At 50.3% G+C, this 18,869-nt stretch carries 15 protein-coding genes; 5 read left to right on the forward strand and 10 right to left on the reverse strand.

What is annotated here, in order from left to right; translation table 11 throughout:
* A complete protein-coding gene (gene hemN, locus ACTS9Y_RS15060; RefSeq protein ID WP_442586969.1) occupies window positions 1-1,386 on the reverse strand; it encodes an oxygen-independent coproporphyrinogen III oxidase in 1,386 nt (461 codons plus the stop codon).
* A 271-nt stretch (window positions 1,387-1,657) separates the two neighbouring features.
* On the opposite strand from hemN, the gene fnr reads away from it, so the two are divergent.
* Window positions 1,658-2,419, forward strand: coding sequence for a fumarate/nitrate reduction transcriptional regulator Fnr (gene fnr / locus ACTS9Y_RS15065; RefSeq protein WP_442586970.1), 762 nt, complete (start codon window positions 1,658-1,660; stop codon window positions 2,417-2,419).
* Window positions 2,420-2,434: 15 nt separating this feature from the next.
* Window positions 2,435-3,280, forward strand: coding sequence for a radical SAM protein (locus ACTS9Y_RS15070; RefSeq protein WP_442586721.1), 846 nt, complete (start codon window positions 2,435-2,437; stop codon window positions 3,278-3,280).
* A gap of 54 nt (window positions 3,281-3,334) precedes the next feature.
* On the opposite strand, the gene ACTS9Y_RS15075 is transcribed toward ACTS9Y_RS15070, so the two are convergent.
* From ACTS9Y_RS15075 to metG, 9 genes are all read right to left on the reverse strand, one after another.
* A complete protein-coding gene (locus ACTS9Y_RS15075; protein WP_442586722.1) occupies window positions 3,335-3,583 on the reverse strand; it encodes a FixH family protein in 249 nt (82 codons plus the stop codon).
* A gap of 77 nt (window positions 3,584-3,660) precedes the next feature.
* Window positions 3,661-5,106, reverse strand: a complete 1,446-nt coding sequence (gene ccoG, locus ACTS9Y_RS15080; RefSeq protein ID WP_442586723.1) for a cytochrome c oxidase accessory protein CcoG — start codon at window positions 5,104-5,106, stop codon at window positions 3,661-3,663.
* A 15-nt stretch (window positions 5,107-5,121) separates the two neighbouring features.
* Entirely contained in the window at window positions 5,122-6,018 is an 897-nt protein-coding gene (ccoP, locus tag ACTS9Y_RS15085) for a cytochrome-c oxidase, cbb3-type subunit III (RefSeq protein ID WP_442586724.1), read from the reverse strand.
* 35 nt (window positions 6,019-6,053) lie between these two features.
* The gene (locus ACTS9Y_RS15090) at window positions 6,054-6,194 is read right to left on the reverse strand and encodes a cbb3-type cytochrome oxidase subunit 3 (RefSeq protein WP_442586725.1); all 141 of its coding nucleotides are present in this window, start codon (window positions 6,192-6,194) and stop codon (window positions 6,054-6,056) included.
* A gap of 17 nt (window positions 6,195-6,211) precedes the next feature.
* Window positions 6,212-6,838 carry a cytochrome-c oxidase, cbb3-type subunit II gene (gene ccoO, locus ACTS9Y_RS15095; RefSeq protein WP_442586726.1) on the reverse strand — a complete coding sequence of 209 codons (627 nt, stop codon included), beginning with the start codon at window positions 6,836-6,838 and terminating at the stop codon, window positions 6,212-6,214.
* 11 nt (window positions 6,839-6,849) lie between these two features.
* Entirely contained in the window at window positions 6,850-8,286 is a 1,437-nt protein-coding gene (gene ccoN, locus ACTS9Y_RS15100) for a cytochrome-c oxidase, cbb3-type subunit I (RefSeq protein WP_442586727.1), read from the reverse strand.
* 103 nt (window positions 8,287-8,389) lie between these two features.
* Window positions 8,390-8,527 carry a cbb3-type cytochrome oxidase assembly protein CcoS gene (gene ccoS / locus ACTS9Y_RS15105; protein WP_325240666.1) on the reverse strand — a complete coding sequence of 46 codons (138 nt, stop codon included), beginning with the start codon at window positions 8,525-8,527 and terminating at the stop codon, window positions 8,390-8,392.
* Between the two features lie 4 nt (window positions 8,528-8,531).
* On the reverse strand, window positions 8,532-10,823 hold the full coding sequence (locus ACTS9Y_RS15110) for a heavy metal translocating P-type ATPase (RefSeq protein ID WP_442586728.1): 2,292 nt from the start codon (window positions 10,821-10,823) through the stop codon (window positions 8,532-8,534).
* 206 nt (window positions 10,824-11,029) lie between these two features.
* Window positions 11,030-13,117 (reverse strand): methionine--tRNA ligase, encoded by a 2,088-nt coding sequence (metG, locus tag ACTS9Y_RS15115; RefSeq protein ID WP_442586729.1) that lies wholly within the window; start codon window positions 13,115-13,117, stop codon window positions 11,030-11,032.
* Between the two features lie 261 nt (window positions 13,118-13,378).
* Here metG and ACTS9Y_RS15120 point away from each other — a divergent pair, with 261 nt between their 5' ends.
* From ACTS9Y_RS15120 to ACTS9Y_RS15130, 3 genes are all read left to right on the forward strand, one after another.
* Window positions 13,379-13,867, forward strand: coding sequence for an RNA polymerase sigma factor (locus tag ACTS9Y_RS15120; protein WP_442586730.1), 489 nt, complete (start codon window positions 13,379-13,381; stop codon window positions 13,865-13,867).
* 3 nt (window positions 13,868-13,870) lie between these two features.
* Window positions 13,871-14,854, forward strand: a complete 984-nt coding sequence (locus ACTS9Y_RS15125; protein ID WP_442586731.1) for a FecR family protein — start codon at window positions 13,871-13,873, stop codon at window positions 14,852-14,854.
* A gap of 108 nt (window positions 14,855-14,962) precedes the next feature.
* Window positions 14,963-18,790 (forward strand): TonB-dependent receptor domain-containing protein, encoded by a 3,828-nt coding sequence (locus tag ACTS9Y_RS15130; protein ID WP_442586732.1) that lies wholly within the window; start codon window positions 14,963-14,965, stop codon window positions 18,788-18,790.
* Window positions 18,791-18,869 lie beyond the last annotated feature (79 nt).

The raw sequence follows: 18,869 nt of genomic DNA on the forward strand, positions 1-18,869 counted from the left end.
TTAAAGGATTTTGGAGAACCTTGCACGGTTGGCATCGTGCTGTAAATACCGGTCAAATACCATGGCAATGGCGCGGATGAAGAACCAGCCCATTTCAGTGACTTTAATACCATCATCTTCTAATACAACCAGCCCCTGTTTTTCTTTTTCAGCAAGTTGTTGCAGCTCAGACTTAAAGTATTCTCTGAAGTTGGTCATGTAGGATAGTTCTATGGATTCATAGCTTAATTCGCCATGGCACATGATGGCCATGATGACAGCGCGGCGGATCAGGTCATCGCGGCTGAGGGCTAATCCGCGCACGATGGGCAGTTGCCCTTGATCGAGAAAGTCGTAATACTCTTCCAGCGTTTTTGCGTTCTGGCTGTAACTCGCGCCCATTTTGCCAATGGCGGAAACCCCTAATGCCAGGATATCCTGGTCTGCCATGGTGCTATAGCCCTGGAAGTTGCGGTGCAACCTGCCCTGCTGTTTGGCGATCGCCAGGGTATCTTCCGGCAAAGCAAAATGATCCATGCCGATATAGACATAACCCGCCTGGATCAACTGCTGGATCGCTTCAGATAACATCTGGATTTTATCCACGGCACTCGGCAGGTCTTCCTGCAAAATGCGCCGTTGCGGTTTAAAGCGCGAAGGCAAATGTGCATAGCCGTATAGCGCGATACGGTCTGGTCGCAAGGTGATGATCTGTGAGATGGTTTGCCTGAAGGTGACGGGCGTCTGCTTGGGTAAGCCATAGATCAAGTCGGCATTCAGCGACTGAAAACCCATCTCGCGCGCCTGACGCATCAGCAACGCGACCTGTTTGTAAGTCTGTATGCGATGTACGGCCTCCTGCACATCGGCATCAAAATCCTGCACGCCAAAACTGAGCCGGTTAAAGCCCAGGTCACGCAGATGTTGCAGGCGGGCCTGGTCTACCGTGCGCGGATCGATTTCGGCGGAATACTCACCATGCGCGTCAAATACAAATGCCTGTTTCAGCATGCGCATCAGGCTGGCTAATTCGTCATCACTGAAGAAGGTGGGTGTACCGCCGCCCAGATGCAATTGATTCAATGCCTGCTGCTGCCCGAGTGATTGCACATGCAGGTCCAGCTCACGTTGCAGATAGGTTAAATAGATAGCGCCCTGCTCATGGCGTTTGGTCACTATTTTGTTGCAGGCGCAATAAAAACACAGGGATGCGCAAAATGGGATATGCACATACACCGATAAGGGCTGCTTCCAGCCGCTGATATTGCGTTGCGCTATCGCCTTGCAATAGGCTGCAGCATCAAAGGCTTCCACAAACCGGTCAGCAGTGGGATACGAGGTATAACGCGGCCCTGAAACATCGTAGCGTTCGATGTGCTCTTGCGTAATCATCAGCGGTTGTTTCATGGTATCCAGCACACTTTTTCCTGTTCAATATGGATAGGCGCAACGCCCATCACAGCTTGCAGGCTACTTTGCCACAAAGTAATCAGCGGCCACTTGATGCATATCAAATGCAGGGCAGTCATGTGCTTGCATAATGGCAGTACATAATAAAGGGAAGAGACCTCGCATCATGCTCAATGAAATCGCCATTCATGAAATACCCTGCCATGGAATATCTCACCAGGACGCGTATAATTTGCCAGATACTCAACGCCAGTCCAGGATTGTCTCTATGCATGCCGAGCCAAGGCCCATTGAACCAAAAACCGATTTGAAGCAGACAGATGCCAGCTTTAAAGTCGCCTGTTCCAACTGTAATTTGCGCGAGCTTTGCCTGCCGGTGGGCTTGAGTTCAGATGAGATGCAGCAACTGGATGGCATGGTCGCCACCCGTAAAAAAATCAAGCAGGGAGCGCATTTATATAGCAGCGGCGATGCTTTTACCATGCTTTACGCGATCCGTACCGGCTTCTTTAAAACCAGTGTCGTGTCTGAAGATGGTCGCGAACAAGTGACCGGTTTCCAGATGGCAGGTGAGATCATCGGGCTGGATGGCATTGTCAGCGATAAACACAACTGCAATGCGATCGCGCTGGAAGATGCGGAAGTCTGTGTGATGCCGTTTAACCATGTGGAAGACCTTTCACGTGAGATCCCCATGCTGCAACGTCATGTGCACAAGATCATGAGCCGCGAAATCGTGCGTGAAAACGGCGTCATGATGCTGTTAGCCAATATGCGGGCCGAAGAGCGCCTGGCGGCTTTTTTACTGAACCTGTTACAGCGTCTGCATGCCAGGGGCTACTCCAAAAGCGAGTTGATCCTGCGCATGACGCGTGAAGAAATCGGCAGCTATCTGGGCATGAAACTGGAAACGGTCAGCCGCACATTCTCCAAGTTCAGCGAAGAAGGCATCATCGAAGTCAAACAGAAGAATATCCGTATTCTGGATCACGAAAAACTGAAAGCGATTTTTAACGCCAGCACCTGCTAGTGCTGGCGATTCAGGATGGAGGCGCAAGCGCTGTTTAGTAAGCTAGCCACTTACGTGGCGACGCAGAACTGGCAATATATCTACCCCGTCTGGTCGCGCCGGGCACAAGGTATTTCAATAGGCATTAATCTGCACCCCAACCATTGCTGTAACTGGCATTGCATTTACTGCCAGGTGCCAGGCCTGCAGCGTGGGCCCTCTCCTGTCATCGCCATGCCGGTGCTGCAAGCCGAGCTGGAAGAATGCTTACGCTGGATCAGCGAGCAGGCAAAGACCCACGGGATTGCCCCTGAAGCATCACTGGTGCAAGATATCGCCTTCGCAGGCGATGGCGAACCAACCACCTCGCCCCAGTTTCCCGAGGCATTAAAACTGGTCAGCCACACCCTCGCACACCTGCAACTGCCGATATTAGTCAGACTGATCACCAATGGCAGCCAGTTGCAGCACGCGCATGTACAACTTGCGTTGCAATGCCTGCACGCGCTGAATGGCGAAGTGTGGTTCAAGCTGGATGCAGGCAGTGATGCCGAAATGCGGGCGGTCAATGACAGCCATGTGCCGCTAGCATTACATTTGCAACGGCTGCGCACCTGTTGCACCCTGTGCACGACCTGGGTACAAACAGCGCTTGTCAGCAGGCGCGTTGATGAACAGATCATCAAGACACCGGCGCTGCCTGGCTATATCAAGGCGCTTCAGGCCTATCAAAACAAGATTGCAGGTATTTTGCTCTATGGCATCGCCAGGCCTAGCCAGCAGATGGCTGCGACCTGCCTGCAAGCGGCTTCAGACAGTGACATTGAATATTACGTAAGGGAGCTGCGCGCACATGGTTTTCACGTGCGCGCATTTAGCTAGACATTTGCTTAGATGAATCCGGGTTGAAGATCGGATTCAAGGTGAAGACAGGACTTAGTCGTCAGCCGGTTTCATGCCGGTTTGCGCATGGTTACGTGCAGCAACTGCGGGCGCCATGCCATCTCGCTCGGCATCCAGCGTTTTATTGATCTCTATGCCTTTGCGGTAGTAATCATCAATCGGTGGGTCAGGATGAGTGATGGCCAGGTATAGCGTGATAAAGGAAGCCACAATCACCAGTGCCGGGCCGCCAATAATCAGCCAGACATAGGGGTTTTGGTACCATTTTTGTGGATCAACCATCTGTGTTCCTTTGTGCATTATGCTTTGTGCCACCCTGTTTTACTCCGTTTGTTCACGCCTGCTTACTTAGTGACGCATTAGTTACTGGGTACGATAAAGACAGACTTTTCTTTAATGGTTTCTTTGGCCTGGATATCCGTCATTTCAAATAAGATCTTGTGCGAGCCGGCGCGGGTTTCACCGTCAGGCAACTGCACCTCAACAATGACATTCCGCTTCTCAAAAGGTTTAAGCGCTTTGATTTGCTGCACATTATTATCGGAAAAATGAATAGCCAGATCAGGCAGACCAGTGACTTTCAGGTCGTAATCGCGCACCGCTTCGGTCTCGTTTTCCAGTTTGAGGTTATAGACGTTCTCAATCTTGCCATCATTGGTATAACGCGCCATCACCGCGCGGTCACGCAGCACATCCAGCCTGAATTCGGGCTTGTAGTAGATGCTGATCACCATACCGACCACCATGGTCATCAGGATCGTTGAGTAGATCAGCACGCGCGGCCTTAATAAACGCGCCAGCATCTGCTGCCGGCTCCAGCGATTATCCATGCCGTTTTGTGTGGTGTATTTGATCAGGCCTTTGGCATAGCCCATTTTGTCCATGACATCATCACAGGCATCAATACAGGCCCCGCAGCCGATACACTCATGTTGCAGGCCGTTGCGGATATCAATGCCGGTCGGGCATACCTGCACACAAATACTGCAATCAATACAACTACCCAGGCCATTGGCGTTTTCACCGGCTTTTTTAGAGCGTGAGCCACGTGGTTCACCGCGTGTTTCATCATAGGTGACGGTCATGGTATCGCCGTCAAACATGGCGCTCTGGAAGCGTGCATACGGGCACATGTATTTACACACCTGCTCACGCATATAGCCGGCGTTGCCATAGGTGGCAAAACCATAGAAGAACACCCAGAAGGTTTCCCACACGCCTGATTCAAAGTGAATCAGGTTAGGCACCAGCTCACGCATAGGCGCAAAGTAGCCGACAAAAGTGACGCCGGTCCACAAGCCAAACGCAATCCAGGCAAATTGCTTGAGTGATTTACGCGTGACCTTGTTCAGGGTCCATTTACTATCATCCAGTCGCATGCGTGCAATGCGGTCACCTTCGATCTTCTGCTCCATCCACATGTAGATTTCGGTATATACCGTTTGTGGGCAGGTGTAACCACACCAGAGCCGCCCTGCGATCGCGGTGAACAGGAACAGCGATAACGCAGACACGATCAGCAGGAAAGACAGGTAGATCAGATCCTGCGGATGAAAGATCAGGCCAAACACATAGAAGCGCATGCCGTCGAGGTCGAACAGCATGGCCTGGCGACCATCCCATTGCAACCAGGGTACGCCATAGAAAAACAGCTGCGTGACCCACACCATGACCCAGCGCCAGTTGTTATACAACCCGGAAACGCTACGGGCGTAAACCTTATCTTCAGATTTATAAAGCGAAAAAACCACCTCTTGCTCAGGAATGGTGGTTATTTTCACAGCATTTTTTCCAATGTCACCCATGGATTTCTGCATGCCTTACTTGTTGGAAAGACCCCAGACATAAGCCGTCAGCAAATGGATTTGCTCAGGGCTGAATTTTTCTTCCCAGGCTGGCATCTGGTTGGTTTTACCTTCGTGGATACGTTTCATGATCGCCGCTTCACCCTGGCCATGCAACCAGATGTTGTCGGTCAGGTTAGGTGCACCTATCATTTGGTTACCTTTACCGTCCGGGCCGTGGCAAGCTGCACACACCACGAATTTATCCTTACCGGCATTGGCACGACCAGAGTCATGAATACTGCCAGACAAGCTTAATACGTAGTTAGCCACGTTTTTAACGTCTTCTTCGCTACCCACAGCGGCTGCCATAGGCGGCATCATGCCGATACGGCCTTCGGTGATCGTTTCCTTGATGCGGTCCGGGCTGCCACCGTATAACCAGTCACTGTCTGACAAGTTAGGGAAGCCGCGGCTACCTTTGGCATCTGAACCATGGCAAGCTGCGCAGTTGTTCAGGAAAATACGTTTACCGATATCACGTGCTTCAGGGATCTTGGCCACATCTTCTACTGACATCGCGGCATATTTGGCATACAGCGGTGCAATTTTCTCGTTGTTTTTAGCCACTTCCGCTTCGTACTGCTTGACACCGGTCCAGCCGAATTTACCCTGGTACTCACCCAGACCCGGGAACAGGTACAGATAAGCCAAACCAAAGATCACCGTGATGATAAACAAGCCTACCCACCACATTGGCAGCGGGTTATTCATTTCCTTAATGCCATCCCACTCGTGACCATTGGTATTATCACTGTCCAAAGTCACTTTTACGCGGCTAGCAAAAATCAGCAAGCCAACGCAGAATGCAATCCCACCCAGGGTAATGGTCGAAATCCAGATCGGCCAAAATCCACTTACAAAATCACTCATGATGTTTTTCCCTTAACCTTTTCGCACACAGAGCATTAGTCTTGATCGAACGGCAGGTTCTGCGCGTCCTTGAACTGTGCGGAGTTACGATTGCGCCATGCCCACACTGCGATCGCCACAAACAGGGCAAAGGTCAGTAATGTAAACAGTATGCGTAATATGCTGATGATATCCATGGCGCGTCTCCTTATCCTTATTTGAGGTGTATACCCAACACTTGCAGGTAAGCCACCAGTGCATCCATTTCAGTTTTACCCTTAATGGCCGCACCACCCTCTTTGATCTGCTCATCAGTGTATGGCACGCCTACTTTACGCAGCGCAGCCATGTGGTCACCGATCGTGGCGTCATCAACCAGGTTTTCGTTCAACCATGGGTAGGCTGGCATGATGGATTCCGGAACCACGTCACGAGGCTGGTTCAAGTGCACACGATGCCAGTCATCGCTGTATTTACCGCCTACACGATGCAGGTCAGGGCCAGTACGCTTGCTGCCCCACTGGAACGGGTGATCATACACATATTCACCCGCTACAGAGTAATGGCCATAACGCAGCGTTTCAGCATGGAAAGGACGGATCATCTGTGAGTGGCAGTTATAGCAGCCTTCACGTTGATAGATGTCGCGACCAGCCAGTTGCAAGGCAGTGTACGGTTGCAAGCCACGGATAGGCTCTGTCAGTGTCTTCTGGAAAAACAAAGGCACGATTTCTGCCAGACCACCAAAAGAGATGGTGATTAAAGTCAGCACGATCAGCAGAAAGTTATTGGTTTCGATCTTCTCGTGCAGATTGCCACTATTGTGTTCATGAGATGCCATGATGTATTTCCTTAAGCGTGAGCAACCACAGCTGGTATTTCTACCGTCGCTGGTTTGCCGCTAGTTGCTGTTTTATAGGTGTTCCACAACATGATCACTAAACCGCTCATGTACAGGAAACCACCAATCGCACGTGTGAGGTAGTACGGGAATTTTGCTTTTACGCTTTCTACAAAGGTATAAGCCAAAGTACCGTCAGCGTTCATTGCACGCCACATCAAGCCTTCCATCACACCGGAAATCCACAATGCTGCGATGTATAACACCACACCAATCGTTGCCATCCAGAAATGCACTTCGATCGCTTTGACGCTGTACATTTGTTTCTGGCCGAACAGGCGTGGAATCAGGAAGTACAGGGAACCGATGGAAATGAAACCTACCCAGCCCAAAGCACCAGAGTGCACGTGGCCTACGGTCCAGTCAGTGTAGTGAGACAACGCGTTCACAGTCTTGATCGCCATCATCGGGCCTTCGAAGGTACTCATACCGTAGAAAGACAATGAAACAATCAGGAAACGCAAGATAGGGTCAGTACGCAGTTTGTGCCATGCGCCGGACAAGGTCATGATGCCGTTGATCATACCGCCCCAGCTAGGTGCAAACAGGATAAGAGATAACACCATGCCTAATGACTGGGTCCAGTCTGGCAATGCGGTGTAATGCAGGTGGTGAGGACCCGCCCACATGTAAGTAAAGATCAGCGCCCAGAAGTGGACGATAGACAAGCTGTAAGAATACACAGGACGCTCGGCTTGCTTAGGCACAAAGTAATACATCATGCCCAGGAAACCCGCTGTCAGGAAGAAACCAACCGCGTTGTGACCATACCACCACTGCACCATCGCATCTTGTACACCTGCGTAAGCAGAGTAAGACTTGAACCAGCCAGCCGGGATCGCCGCACTCTCAACGATGTGCAATAAAGCCACCGCCAGGATAAACGCACCGTAGAACCAGTTAGCCACATAGATGTGCTTGACCTTGCGGATACCGATGGTACCGAAGAACACGACGGCATAAGAGATCCACACCACAGCGATCAGGATATCGATAGGCCATTCCAGCTCGCCGTACTCTTTACCCTGGGTATACCCCAAAGGCAGGGAGATAGCGGCAGCGACGATCACTGCTTGCCAGCCCCAGAAAGTAAAGCTCGCCAATTTATCGCTAAACAAGCGTGTCTGGCAGGTACGTTGTACGACATAGTACGAAGTCGCAAACAAAGCACAGCCGCCAAATGCAAAAATCACTGCATTGGTGTGCAGTGGTCTCAAGCGGCCGAAAGAGGTATATGACAAGCCCAGGTTTAAATCCGGCCACACCAGCTGGGACGCAATGATCACGCCCATTAATGTGCCAAAAACACCCCAAACCACTGCCATGATTGCGAATTGGCGCACTACTTTGTCATTGTAGGTCGCCGCCTTCACGGTTGCATCTTGCATGGATTTCTCCCAATCATTAAAACAAACACCCAACATGAAAAAACTACTTTTTTAGACACACACCGAATATCGCACACATACACTGGCGATGATTTGACACATATCAATCCTGCTCTAATATTCGGGACCCTTCTTCTTCCAGATCCTCAAATTGTCCTGTATGGATGGCCCACCAAAAGCCCCCCAGAATCACAAACACCAGCAGCACGGCCAGTGGTATCAACATAAATGCTATTTCCATAGAGCTATGCCTGACCTTTCTGCCAACGCGACTTGTCCCAATCGGTCAATCGCAATGCATTCAGCAACACCAGGAGCGAACTGGCCGCCATGCCTAGCCCGGCCAACCAGGCAGGCAGCAGGCCCATGATCGCTAAAGGCACGCCGGCAGCGTTATAAAGCGCCGCCCATAACAAATTTTGCTTGACGATGAGGATGGTTTTTTTACAGTGCGATATGAGCGAAACCAGCACTCCGATATCATTGCCCAAAATCACCATATCGGCTTGTGCCTGCGTCAAAGGGACGCCGGTACCCATTGCAATAGAAGTATGCGCTGCTGCAATGACAGGGCCGTCATTCAAACCATCACCAACCATTAAAACTTTCCGCCCCTGTTGTTGCAGCAACATCACGTGTTGCAGCTTATCTTCTGCTTTTTGCAGACCTGACGCACTCTGAATACCGAGTTGTAATGCCAGATTTTTTACCGGCGCTATTCTATCACCAGATAACAGTTGAATATCAAGCCCTTGTGAAATTAATTGTGAAATTGCCGCCTTGGCATGCGGCTTTACTTGCTCGGCCAGGGTGAATCTGGCGACCATCACCTCACCCGCCATCAGGTATACCTGACGCTCTGCGCCAGCCTCTGATTCCACCACACCGCTGAACTGCGCATTGCCCAGCCTGACTGCCACCGCGGCCTCAGCCTGCGTATCCAGCGTGGCTGAAATACCACCGCCAACCACTTCCTGCCAGTCATGCATGACCAGGTCGGTAAGGGCATCTTGTTCTACCGCATAAGTATGCAAAGCCTTTGCCACCGGGTGCAGCGAGTCGCGTGTGATCGAAGCCAGCATATCCAGAATTAAAGTGTTACCCCAATCCGCATGCGTGTCTGCCAGTTGCACCTGTTGCAGGTTCTCGGTCAGCGTGCCGGTTTTATCAAACACAATAGTATCGATTTCGCTGATGGCCTGGATCGCCTGCAAGCGGCGGATCAGCACACCACCTTTGGCAAACGTGCCCGCGCTTGCCAGCATCGCCGCCGGTGTCGCCAGTGATAACGCACACGGACAAGTCACCACCAGCACCGCCACCGCAGACATCACCGCCTTGGCCGGGTCGACCGACCACCAGTACATCACCGCCACCAGCGCTGCCAGCAATACGCCCCACAGGAAAGGTTGCGCCACTTTGTCGGCCAGCAAGGCAATGCCAGGTTTTTCAGTCGACGCCGAGGCCATTAAATTGACTAGAGCATGGTATTGCGTGCCCTCGCCCACTTGTTCGACCTGCATTTCAATCACGGAAGTGAGGTTGCCAGAACCGGCGATCACTTGCGCACCGGTGGCCTTCATCACCGGGTCAGATTCGCCGGTGAGCATGGATTCGTCGGCGCTGGTGTTGCCGACAATGATCTTGCCGTCTGCCGCAAATATCTCACCAGGGCGTACAAATAAAATATCGCCGACATTGATATTGCTGGCGGCAATCTGCACCCACTCGCCGGCTTCATTTTTCTTGAGCACCGCATTGGGCAAGCGGCGCATCATGTTTTCCAGCGCCCCGGCAGTACGGTTACGCAGTTTGACGTCCAGCCAGCGGCCGATCAGCAGAAAACTGACAAACATGGTGAGTGAATCGTAATACACCACATCACCCCACCAGCCACCAGGCGCAAATGTTGCCAGCGTGCTCATGACAAATGCCGCGATGATCCCTAACGAGACAGGCACATCCATGCCTAACTGGCGTTGTTTGAGGCTAGACCAGGCCTGGGAGAGGAATGGCGTCGCCGAGAACAGCATCACCGGCAAAGTCAGCACCCACGAAGCCCACTTCATCAGTTGCACCATATCCGGCGCCATGTCATTGCTATCGGCGGTATAGGTGGGGTAAGCGTACATCATCACCTGCATCATGCAGAAAACCGCAACCACCAGCCGCCACAGCATTTTGCGCTGCTGGACGGTTCTATCGGTAATGGCGCTATATTCGTTGACCGGCAAGGCGGAATAGCCGATCTCATCCAGATTGGCAAACCATTGCGAAGGGGTGATTTTTTGCGCATCCCAGACTACGCGGACACGTTTAGAGGCAGCACTGGCATGCACTGCCAGTACGCCGGGGATTTGTCTGATGTTTTGTTCTATGCGTCCGCTACATGCGGCACAGTGCATAGCGTCTATCCAGACATGCGAGGTCCACACATGTGCAGCATTGGCATCGCGCTGGCTAAAACGCTCCCATTCAGACTGGATATCCAGCCCTTGCCAGGGGTTTGCGCTGTTCACAACCTGCGACTTTGCCATTGCAATATGGACCATTCGTGAAACATTATACAACTTTATATTATATGATTGTATATAATATAAATCAATGCCTTAGCTGATTTTTGAAGTGTTTATTAAGGCCGAAAACGGCGGCCTTTTCTTTGATTTAGCGCAAGCTTTTGCTACGAAAAGCAGCGCTGACATGGCAATAGCCGGAGCCACAGGCGCCGGCCTGCCATCATTGCTTATTTCACACGCATGCCAGGCTGCGCACCACTGTCAGGCGACAGGATATACGGCCCGCCACGTTCATCACTGGCCGCCAGCACCATGCCTTCACTCAAGCCAAACTTCATCTTGCGCGGCGCCAGGTTAGCCACCATCACCGTCAACCTGCCAACCAGGGTGGCAGGGTCATAAGCAGATTTGATGCCTGCAAAAATCTGGCGCGGATTTTCTTCGCCAATATCCAGCATCAGTTTCAGCAGCTTTTCTGCGCCTTCCACATGCTCGGCACTGACAATTTTAGCGATGCGCAAATCCACTTTGGCAAAATCATCAATCGAGATATAAGCACCCTCTGCTGCCTCAGTTGCTTCTACTTTTTTATCTGCCTTCGCTTCAGTGTTAACCGGCGCTGGCGCAGCTGCCTGCAAGTTCTCTTTATTCGCCTCTACCATCGCTTCAATCTGCTTGCCTTCCAGGCGCGTCACCATATGCGCATAAGGCTGTATGGTTTGCGAGCCCAGGCCATAAGCCGCATCGCCCCACTGCAACGGTGCCACATCAAAGAAAGCCTCTACCGCCGCGGCAATATTTGGCAGCACCGGTTTCAGGTAGATCGTCAGCAAGCGGAACATTTCCAGTGCATTGCTGCAAATGGCATGCAATTCCGGCGCTTTGCTGTCATCTTTAGCCACCACCCACGGCGCAGCCTCTGCCACATAAGCATTGGCCGCATCGGTAAGTTTCATGATCTCGCGCAGCGCACGTGCGAAATCACGCGCCGTAAAGGCTTCAGCAATCGCCGGAGCCGCAGCGCGCATGTCATCAATGACCGCATGCTGGGCAGGAATGATTTTGTTATCGAATTTTTTGGCAATAAACCCGGCGGTACGGCTGGCGATATTGATATATTTACCCACCAGGTCGCTGTTCACGCGCGCTACAAAATCTTCCAGGTTCAGGTCGATATCTTCCATACTGCCATTCAGTTTGGCAGCATAGTAATAACGCAGGTATTCAGGGTTTTTGACGTGATCCAGGTAACTGCGCGCGGTGATAAACGTACCGCGTGACTTGGACATCTTCTCGCCATTCACGGTCAGGAAACCATGCGCAAACACCTGTGTCGGCGTGCGGTGTCCTGAATATTCCAATGTTGCAGGCCAGAACAAAGCGTGGAAATACAGGATATCCTTACCGATAAAATGGTATAGCTCTGTCGTCGAATCCTTTTTCCAGTACTCGTCAAAATCCAGGCTGGCCTTTTGGTTACCGTCAGCTGTCTGCTGACTCTTTGCACACAAGTTCTTGAAACTGGCCATGTAGCCAATCGGCGCATCCAGCCAGACATAGAAATATTTACCCGGTGCATCAGGGATCTCAAACCCGAAATACGGCGCATCGCGAGAAATATCCCAGTCCGACAATTTGTTCTCGCCCGCTTCGCCCAGCCACTCGTTCATTTTATTAGCGGCTTCGGCCTGCAAAGTGCCGGAACGTGTCCAGTCCCGCAAAAAGTCTACGCACTCACTCAATTTGAAAAAGTAATGCTCAGTCTCTTTACGCACCGGCGTCGCGCCAGACACTGCCGAATACGGATTAATCAGATCTGTCGGGCTATAGGTCGCGCCGCAGGATTCACAGTTATCACCGTATTGATCCTTGGTATGGCACTTGGGGCACTCACCTTTAATAAAGCGGTCCGGCAGGAACATGCTTTTGACCGGGTCAAAATACTGCTGAATCGTCTTATTGGCGATCTTGCCATTGGCCTTGAGCGCACGGTAGATATTGCCCGATAACTGGCGATTCTCTTCCGAGTTGGTCGAATAATAGTTATCAAACTGCACCAGAAAATCGGCGAAATCCTGGCTGTGTTCCACATGCACTTTTGCGATCAGCGCCTCAGGCGTGATGCCTTCTTTCTCAGCCCGCAGCATGATAGGCGTACCATGCGTGTCATCCGCACAAACGTAATGCACAGTGTGGCCCTGCATTTTCTGAAAACGCACCCAGATATCAGTTTGAATATATTCAACCAGATGCCCCAAATGGATACTGCCATTGGCATAAGGCAAGGCGGAAGTCACCAGAAGTTTGCGTGTCATGAAAGCAAGACCGAAGTAAAAGGAGCTATTTTAGCAAACCGGCAGACGTTTCAGCGACATTTATGCGGATAATCGCCCGCAACCACAGAATGGCTAAATTGCACCAACATGGTTATATACAACCATATTCATTTAACCCATCATTTCAGGTCCGCTAAAAACTCGATTTGAAAACAACCAGTTATATCAGTCCCACAGTCTTTTTAGCATCGGTATAATCCTTGCCTAAAATAAAACGACCTATTCTTTCACTGAGTTAAGATGTTCTGGCACGGTATCAATCTACATTGGGCGTACACCACACTGCTTCCCGGCATCCGGCGTAAAACGCACTGCCAGCATCAGGCCAAAGATATCCTGCATGATGGTTTTCTGCGCTTTGCCTTAACCAGCAGCCCCAACCGCGAGCAGGAGCCGCACGCCTACCTGCGCACCATCGTGCAAAACCTGATCCTTGAGCAATACCGCAAAGACAGCTATTTCACCGAATACCAGCAACAAATCGACCTGGAAGAACCAGCCACGGTTTCCACCGAGCATCTGGCCGATATCAAACAGCGCCTGCAACTGGTCACGCAAATCATTCAGGATCTACCGCCGCGCTGCCGCCAGGTATTTGTCATGTACCGCATTGAAGGCTATGCGCAGAAAGAGATCGCCAGCCAGTTAAGCATCAGCCTGAACATGGTTGAACGCCACTTGATCCGCGCATTGCTGGATATACGCGCCGCACGCGAGCAATTTCTCTAACCCATGCAGACGCAAAAAAAAATCAGTGAAACTGCCGCCCGCTGGTTTATCCGCATGCAGGAAGCGGCGCCGGACGCGCCTGAACGCAGCCAGTTTGAAGCCTGGCTCATGCAACACCCGGCCCACCAAAAAGAATATTTAAGCATCAGCGATGCCTGGCAAGGCCTGGATTCAATGAATGAGCTGAAGACCATCGCACAAGCCAAACAGGCGGATGTGTTCTTCAAACAAAGCGAGCGCAAGAAAACCGCACGCAAACTGGTGGGCACGATCTCCAGCTGTGTAGCAATAATGTTTATAGGCTGGGCCGGTTATCAGCAATATCACACCTGGCAAGCCACCCCCACCCTGCAACTGGCTTCAGAAACCACGCGCGCGCAACTGGTCACGCAAACACTCGATGACGGCAGCCGCGTGACGTTGAATGCCAACACGCAAATTGAAATCAAGTACTACCGCAACCAGCGGCATATCGATCTGCTCAAAGGCGAAGCGATATTTGAAGTACAACGCGATGCCAGCAGACCATTTGTAGTCGAAACAGACCGTATCAAAGTCACCGTATTGGGCACACGTTTCTCCGTCAACAAACTCAGCCGTCTGGAACGCGTCAGCGTAGACCACGGCAAAGTGGAAGTCGCCTCTAAAACCGGCGCTCAGAAGATCATCCTGCAAAATAACCAGGTCGGTGAATTCAAGCAAACAAGGCTGCAACCGCGCACCAATGTATCCGCCCAGGATTACTTCAAGTTCACCAGCGGCACCCTGGTGTTCAACCAGGCCGAAGTGGCAGAAATCGCCGAAACACTCACGCGCTATAACCCCACACCGGTGCTCGCCGATGGCCTATCAAAAGACCATATCAGCGCCGTGGTGGCCGTGAAAGATACCAATAACTTTATCTCCACCCTGCCACGCATCGCCAATATCCATATCCGGCAAACCCCAGCAGGCACCCTGCTCGAAACCACCTCGCCTGCCAAATAAATAGTCAAAACACCAAACGACTAACAATCTTTTGCAATTGGCATATCAGGGTTTCGATTCCTCATGCATTAAGGCAATAACAAGCCAAGGAATAACGAGGAAATCCTGATGCATAAACCTAAAAAGATCATTCTGGGGGCAGCCATCGCTGCATGCTTTGCCAGCAATCCGTATTGGCTTGCCACATTACAGGCGGCCGAACTGAATACCAACCTGCCGCAAACCGATGAAGACATCGTACTAGCACAGAAGATCACCGTTAACTTACCTGCCCAGCCACTCGCCGCATCGCTAAAAGCACTTAGTGCAAAAATAGGCTTGAATATCACCTACAACGATAAGTTGATTCAGGATAAGCAGGCACCGGCATTGCTTGGGACCATGCGTAGTAAAGAGGCACTGCAGAAACTACTTGTGAATACAGGCCTTGAAGCGAAACTCAATGATCTGACACTTTATATCCAGCGTATACCCACCCGCAGTGATGACAAGAGTGTACAACTTGATAAGGTAGAAGTACGAGCAAAAAAGTTTTATGAAATAGGCCCCCTTCCAGGTATAGGGCTCAGCAAAGACCAAATTCCTGGCAATGTACAAAGCATCTCGGCTAAAGAAATTAAAGAGGCACATTCAATCAGCATTACCGATTTAATGAATAGAAAGCTGCAATCGGTGACTGTCAATGACTATCAAAGCAACCCCTTTCAGATGGATTTGCAATATCGCGGCTTTACCGCTTCGCCTCAATTAGGGACAGCACAAGGCATTTCAGTGTTTCTAGATGGCATTCGCGTCAATGAACCCTTTGGTGATGTAGTGAATTGGGACATGATTCCCATGAATGCACTTAGCAGCCTGGATATGTTTCCAGGCTCCAACCCTGTCTTTGGGTTGGGTACTTTGGGTGGCGCGCTTGCCATGCGCACTAAAAGTGGCTTCGACGGCAAGTCTTTAGATGCTGAAATTCTCACTGGTTCCTTTGGCCGTAAACAACTGCAAGCCTCCGCAGGTGGCAACAATGGCGTCATTGCCGGCTTTGTCTCAGGCAACTTTTTTCTGGAAGATGGCTGGCGTGATAACTCGCCAAGTAAAGTCAACCAGGTATTTGGTAAGGCCGAATGGCAGAGCGATCGTGCCCGTTTGAGTTTATCCATGCTCTATGCAGGAAACAAACTCACCGGTAACGGTTTGTTGCCGCAGCAAATGGTCGATCAGAATCCCAAGCAAGTTTATACCTCGCCTGATGAGAGCAAAAATAATTTGCTGCAGTTTCAACTATCAGGTGTCTGGGATGTCACCGACACCTTTAACATTACCGGCCAGATTTACAATCGCAACAGCAAACGCAAAAGTCACACGTCGGATGTGAATGAAAACTTTGGCGGTGCTGATGGCAGTCCAGCAACAGCAAGTACCAGAGATCGCTCACAGCAACTATTAAGAGGGTTGCAGGATATCAATCGTGATGGCCTGCCAGATTACAACGACTACGCCTTGAACGTTGCGGCCGATGCAAACTATAACCCGCTGGCAAGATATGTTGATCCCGTGACTGGTGCCGTCACCATAGGCGCGTGTATAGACCCTAATGATGCTTGCGTGGATCATTTGATTTATGGGACTAACTTCAATACTCAAGCCCAATATCTTGATGAAAATAATCAGTTACAAAATGTTGCTGATCAAGTGCAGGTTGCCGCATCAAATGGCTCCAGTGCTCAAGTATGGAATTGGACTTATGACCCGCGTATCAATCTGGATGACTACAACAGTCCCTCAAATGTGCCTGATGCATTCAATGCGCCAGTTGCATCCGCTGATTATGCCAAGCTGGTGCGTTACACCTGGGAAAATAGAGGCGTTGCTTACGTGACCAATAGTAGTTTTATTCGGGCGGGCGGCTTTCAGCCTTACACGCAAGAGATACACCCGGGGAGAGGAAGTTCAGTCTACTTTTACGACATTCTATCAAGCGCTTTACGTGGCGGCGTGCAAGGTGGCTACACAGATCCTAATGGTTTTTACCACGACTATGTGGAGCTTATGTTTCCCGTTAATCAATCAACTGTCGCTGATCTTTGTTCCACTGGTGCTGCAGGAGCTTATGCAAGCGGACCATGTGTTAAAGATGCTTATGGAAGGCAAATTTATCGCGATGGTAAATACAGTGTGATAGATGATGGTTCAGGCATTCCCCGTGTAGCAACCGGTTACATTGAAGGTACTCCCACCGCGATTTTTAACGATACGCAGATTGACCAGCTTGGCAAAGGTGGTGCTGTGCAATTTAACTGGAACCTGGATAAGCACAAGTTTATGTTGGGGACTTCTTACGATACATCCGACAGTACCTACGTTAGCAAACAATATCTCGGCTTTCTGGACAGAAATCGTCATGGCTACACTGCTCCAGACCAAATAGGTTGGGAATACTACGCCAATAGTAAACAAAATGGCTTTGGGCTCAATGATTTTAAAGGTGACAACACGACAAAAAGCGTGTATTTCAGTGAGACTTGGGCACCGATTAAAACACTTAACATCACCGCAGCCGCACGTTTCAATCATACAGAGGTCAATAACCAACTGGCTGTCAGCCGTTTTACCAAGTTTGGGGATGCTAACCGTGTTTTGAATCTGCTGAACTGGCTGACATTGTGCACAGATACTGACGGTAATGGCACAGTTGAGGCTGGTGAATGTCCTACCGGCGTTGATGACTATATTGTGCCATTCAATCCTCTTGGCATTCCAATTGTCGATGACTTTGGCAACAACATTTACAGCATGGATCCTGGTCAAAAAGAGAAATTTAAATATCGCTCTTTCAACCCGTCATTGGGCGTGACTTGGCAGGCGCGAGAAAACTTGAACCTCTATAGTAACTTTAGCCGAGGTGCAAGAACGCCGACTACGATTGAACTGGGTTGTGCTTTTGACGATAGCCCGGTATTTGATAAGTTTCACCCAGTGACTGGTGAGCCAATTTATGTTCCCCGTACTTGGCGGGAACGACGCAGCTGCAACTTACCCGGCGCGATGTCTGGCGACCCTTATTTAAAACAAGTGCGTTCTAAGAGTATAGAGTTTGGCGCGCGTGGCAACCTTACAGACAATCTGGAATGGAATGCCAGCGTATATCGTACCGATCTAAAAGACGATATTTACTTTGTTTCTGTCAACGCCATCCAAAGCTATTTCCAAAACGTTGGTAATACTCGTCGCCAAGGGCTCGAGATGGGACTAAAAGGCAAATGGGGTAAAACCAGTTTTGGTATTAACTACGGGTTAACCGATGCTACTTTCCAATCCGAACTCAGCCTGGCAAGTCCTAGTAACAGTAGCGCAGGAAATGTCTATGATTTGAAAGACAGCGTAACGGGTACATATGGCCAGATCAAAGTAAAGCCTGGTAGCCGTATACCGGGTGTACCGCTACATAACCTCAATTTTAATGTTGGTTACGAGATAAGCGACAACTGGAATGTTGGATTCAATATGATTATGCATTCTGAAGCCTTTGTGCGGGGGAATGAAAACAATAAACACAAAGCCGGAACGGCAAAACCGCTTTACCCTATAGAGTGTTTACAAGGTGATGGAACCTTTAACTGCCAGATTGAACGTGCTGATTGGCGCGAAGGAAAAACCGCTGGTTATGCCGTGGTCAATTTCCAGACCAGTTACAAAATATCTCCGGAATGGCGATTTGGCATGCAAGTGAATAACTTGTTTGATAAAGAATATGCAAGCGCTGGCCGTCTAGGTCTAAATGCATTTTCTCCGTCTATCAGAGGGGCAATCGGGGAAAGTGGCTTCAACTATAACAGCGCAGATTGGCAAGGCACCAGCTTTCTGGGCATAGGTGCACCACGCTCAGCTTTCGTCACCTTGAGCTACGAATTCCAGCCTAAGAAATTAGATTTTACAGAATAGACTTTTCAATTGTCTAAATTAAAATATTGGCTGATAAGAACCAATATTTTGGTTTCATAGCCATTTATTCTCAAGAACT

This window comes from Methylophilus sp., assembly GCF_052173275.1.
Taxonomy (GTDB): domain Bacteria; phylum Pseudomonadota; class Gammaproteobacteria; order Burkholderiales; family Methylophilaceae; genus Methylophilus.

Excerpts from the sequence above, each read along its gene's own strand:
- hemN (WP_442586969.1), bottom strand. The coding sequence starts at position 1,386 with ATGAAACAACCGCTGATGATTACGCAAGAGCACATCGAACGCTACGAT.
- fnr (WP_442586970.1), top strand. The coding sequence starts at position 1,658 with ATGCATGCCGAGCCAAGGCCCATTGAACCAAAAACCGATTTGAAGCAG.
- ACTS9Y_RS15070 (WP_442586721.1), top strand. The coding sequence starts at position 2,435 with ATGGAGGCGCAAGCGCTGTTTAGTAAGCTAGCCACTTACGTGGCGACG.
- ACTS9Y_RS15075 (WP_442586722.1), bottom strand. The coding sequence starts at position 3,583 with ATGGTTGATCCACAAAAATGGTACCAAAACCCCTATGTCTGGCTGATT.
- ccoG (WP_442586723.1), bottom strand. The coding sequence starts at position 5,106 with ATGGGTGACATTGGAAAAAATGCTGTGAAAATAACCACCATTCCTGAG.
- ccoP (WP_442586724.1), bottom strand. The coding sequence starts at position 6,018 with ATGAGTGATTTTGTAAGTGGATTTTGGCCGATCTGGATTTCGACCATT.
- ACTS9Y_RS15090 (WP_442586725.1), bottom strand. The coding sequence starts at position 6,194 with ATGGATATCATCAGCATATTACGCATACTGTTTACATTACTGACCTTT.
- ccoO (WP_442586726.1), bottom strand. The coding sequence starts at position 6,838 with ATGGCATCTCATGAACACAATAGTGGCAATCTGCACGAGAAGATCGAA.
- ccoN (WP_442586727.1), bottom strand. The coding sequence starts at position 8,286 with ATGCAAGATGCAACCGTGAAGGCGGCGACCTACAATGACAAAGTAGTG.
- ccoS (WP_325240666.1), bottom strand. The coding sequence starts at position 8,527 with ATGGAAATAGCATTTATGTTGATACCACTGGCCGTGCTGCTGGTGTTT.
- ACTS9Y_RS15110 (WP_442586728.1), bottom strand. The coding sequence starts at position 10,823 with ATGGCAAAGTCGCAGGTTGTGAACAGCGCAAACCCCTGGCAAGGGCTG.
- metG (WP_442586729.1), bottom strand. The coding sequence starts at position 13,117 with ATGACACGCAAACTTCTGGTGACTTCCGCCTTGCCTTATGCCAATGGC.
- ACTS9Y_RS15120 (WP_442586730.1), top strand. The coding sequence starts at position 13,379 with ATGTTCTGGCACGGTATCAATCTACATTGGGCGTACACCACACTGCTT.
- ACTS9Y_RS15125 (WP_442586731.1), top strand. The coding sequence starts at position 13,871 with ATGCAGACGCAAAAAAAAATCAGTGAAACTGCCGCCCGCTGGTTTATC.
- ACTS9Y_RS15130 (WP_442586732.1), top strand. The coding sequence starts at position 14,963 with ATGCATAAACCTAAAAAGATCATTCTGGGGGCAGCCATCGCTGCATGC.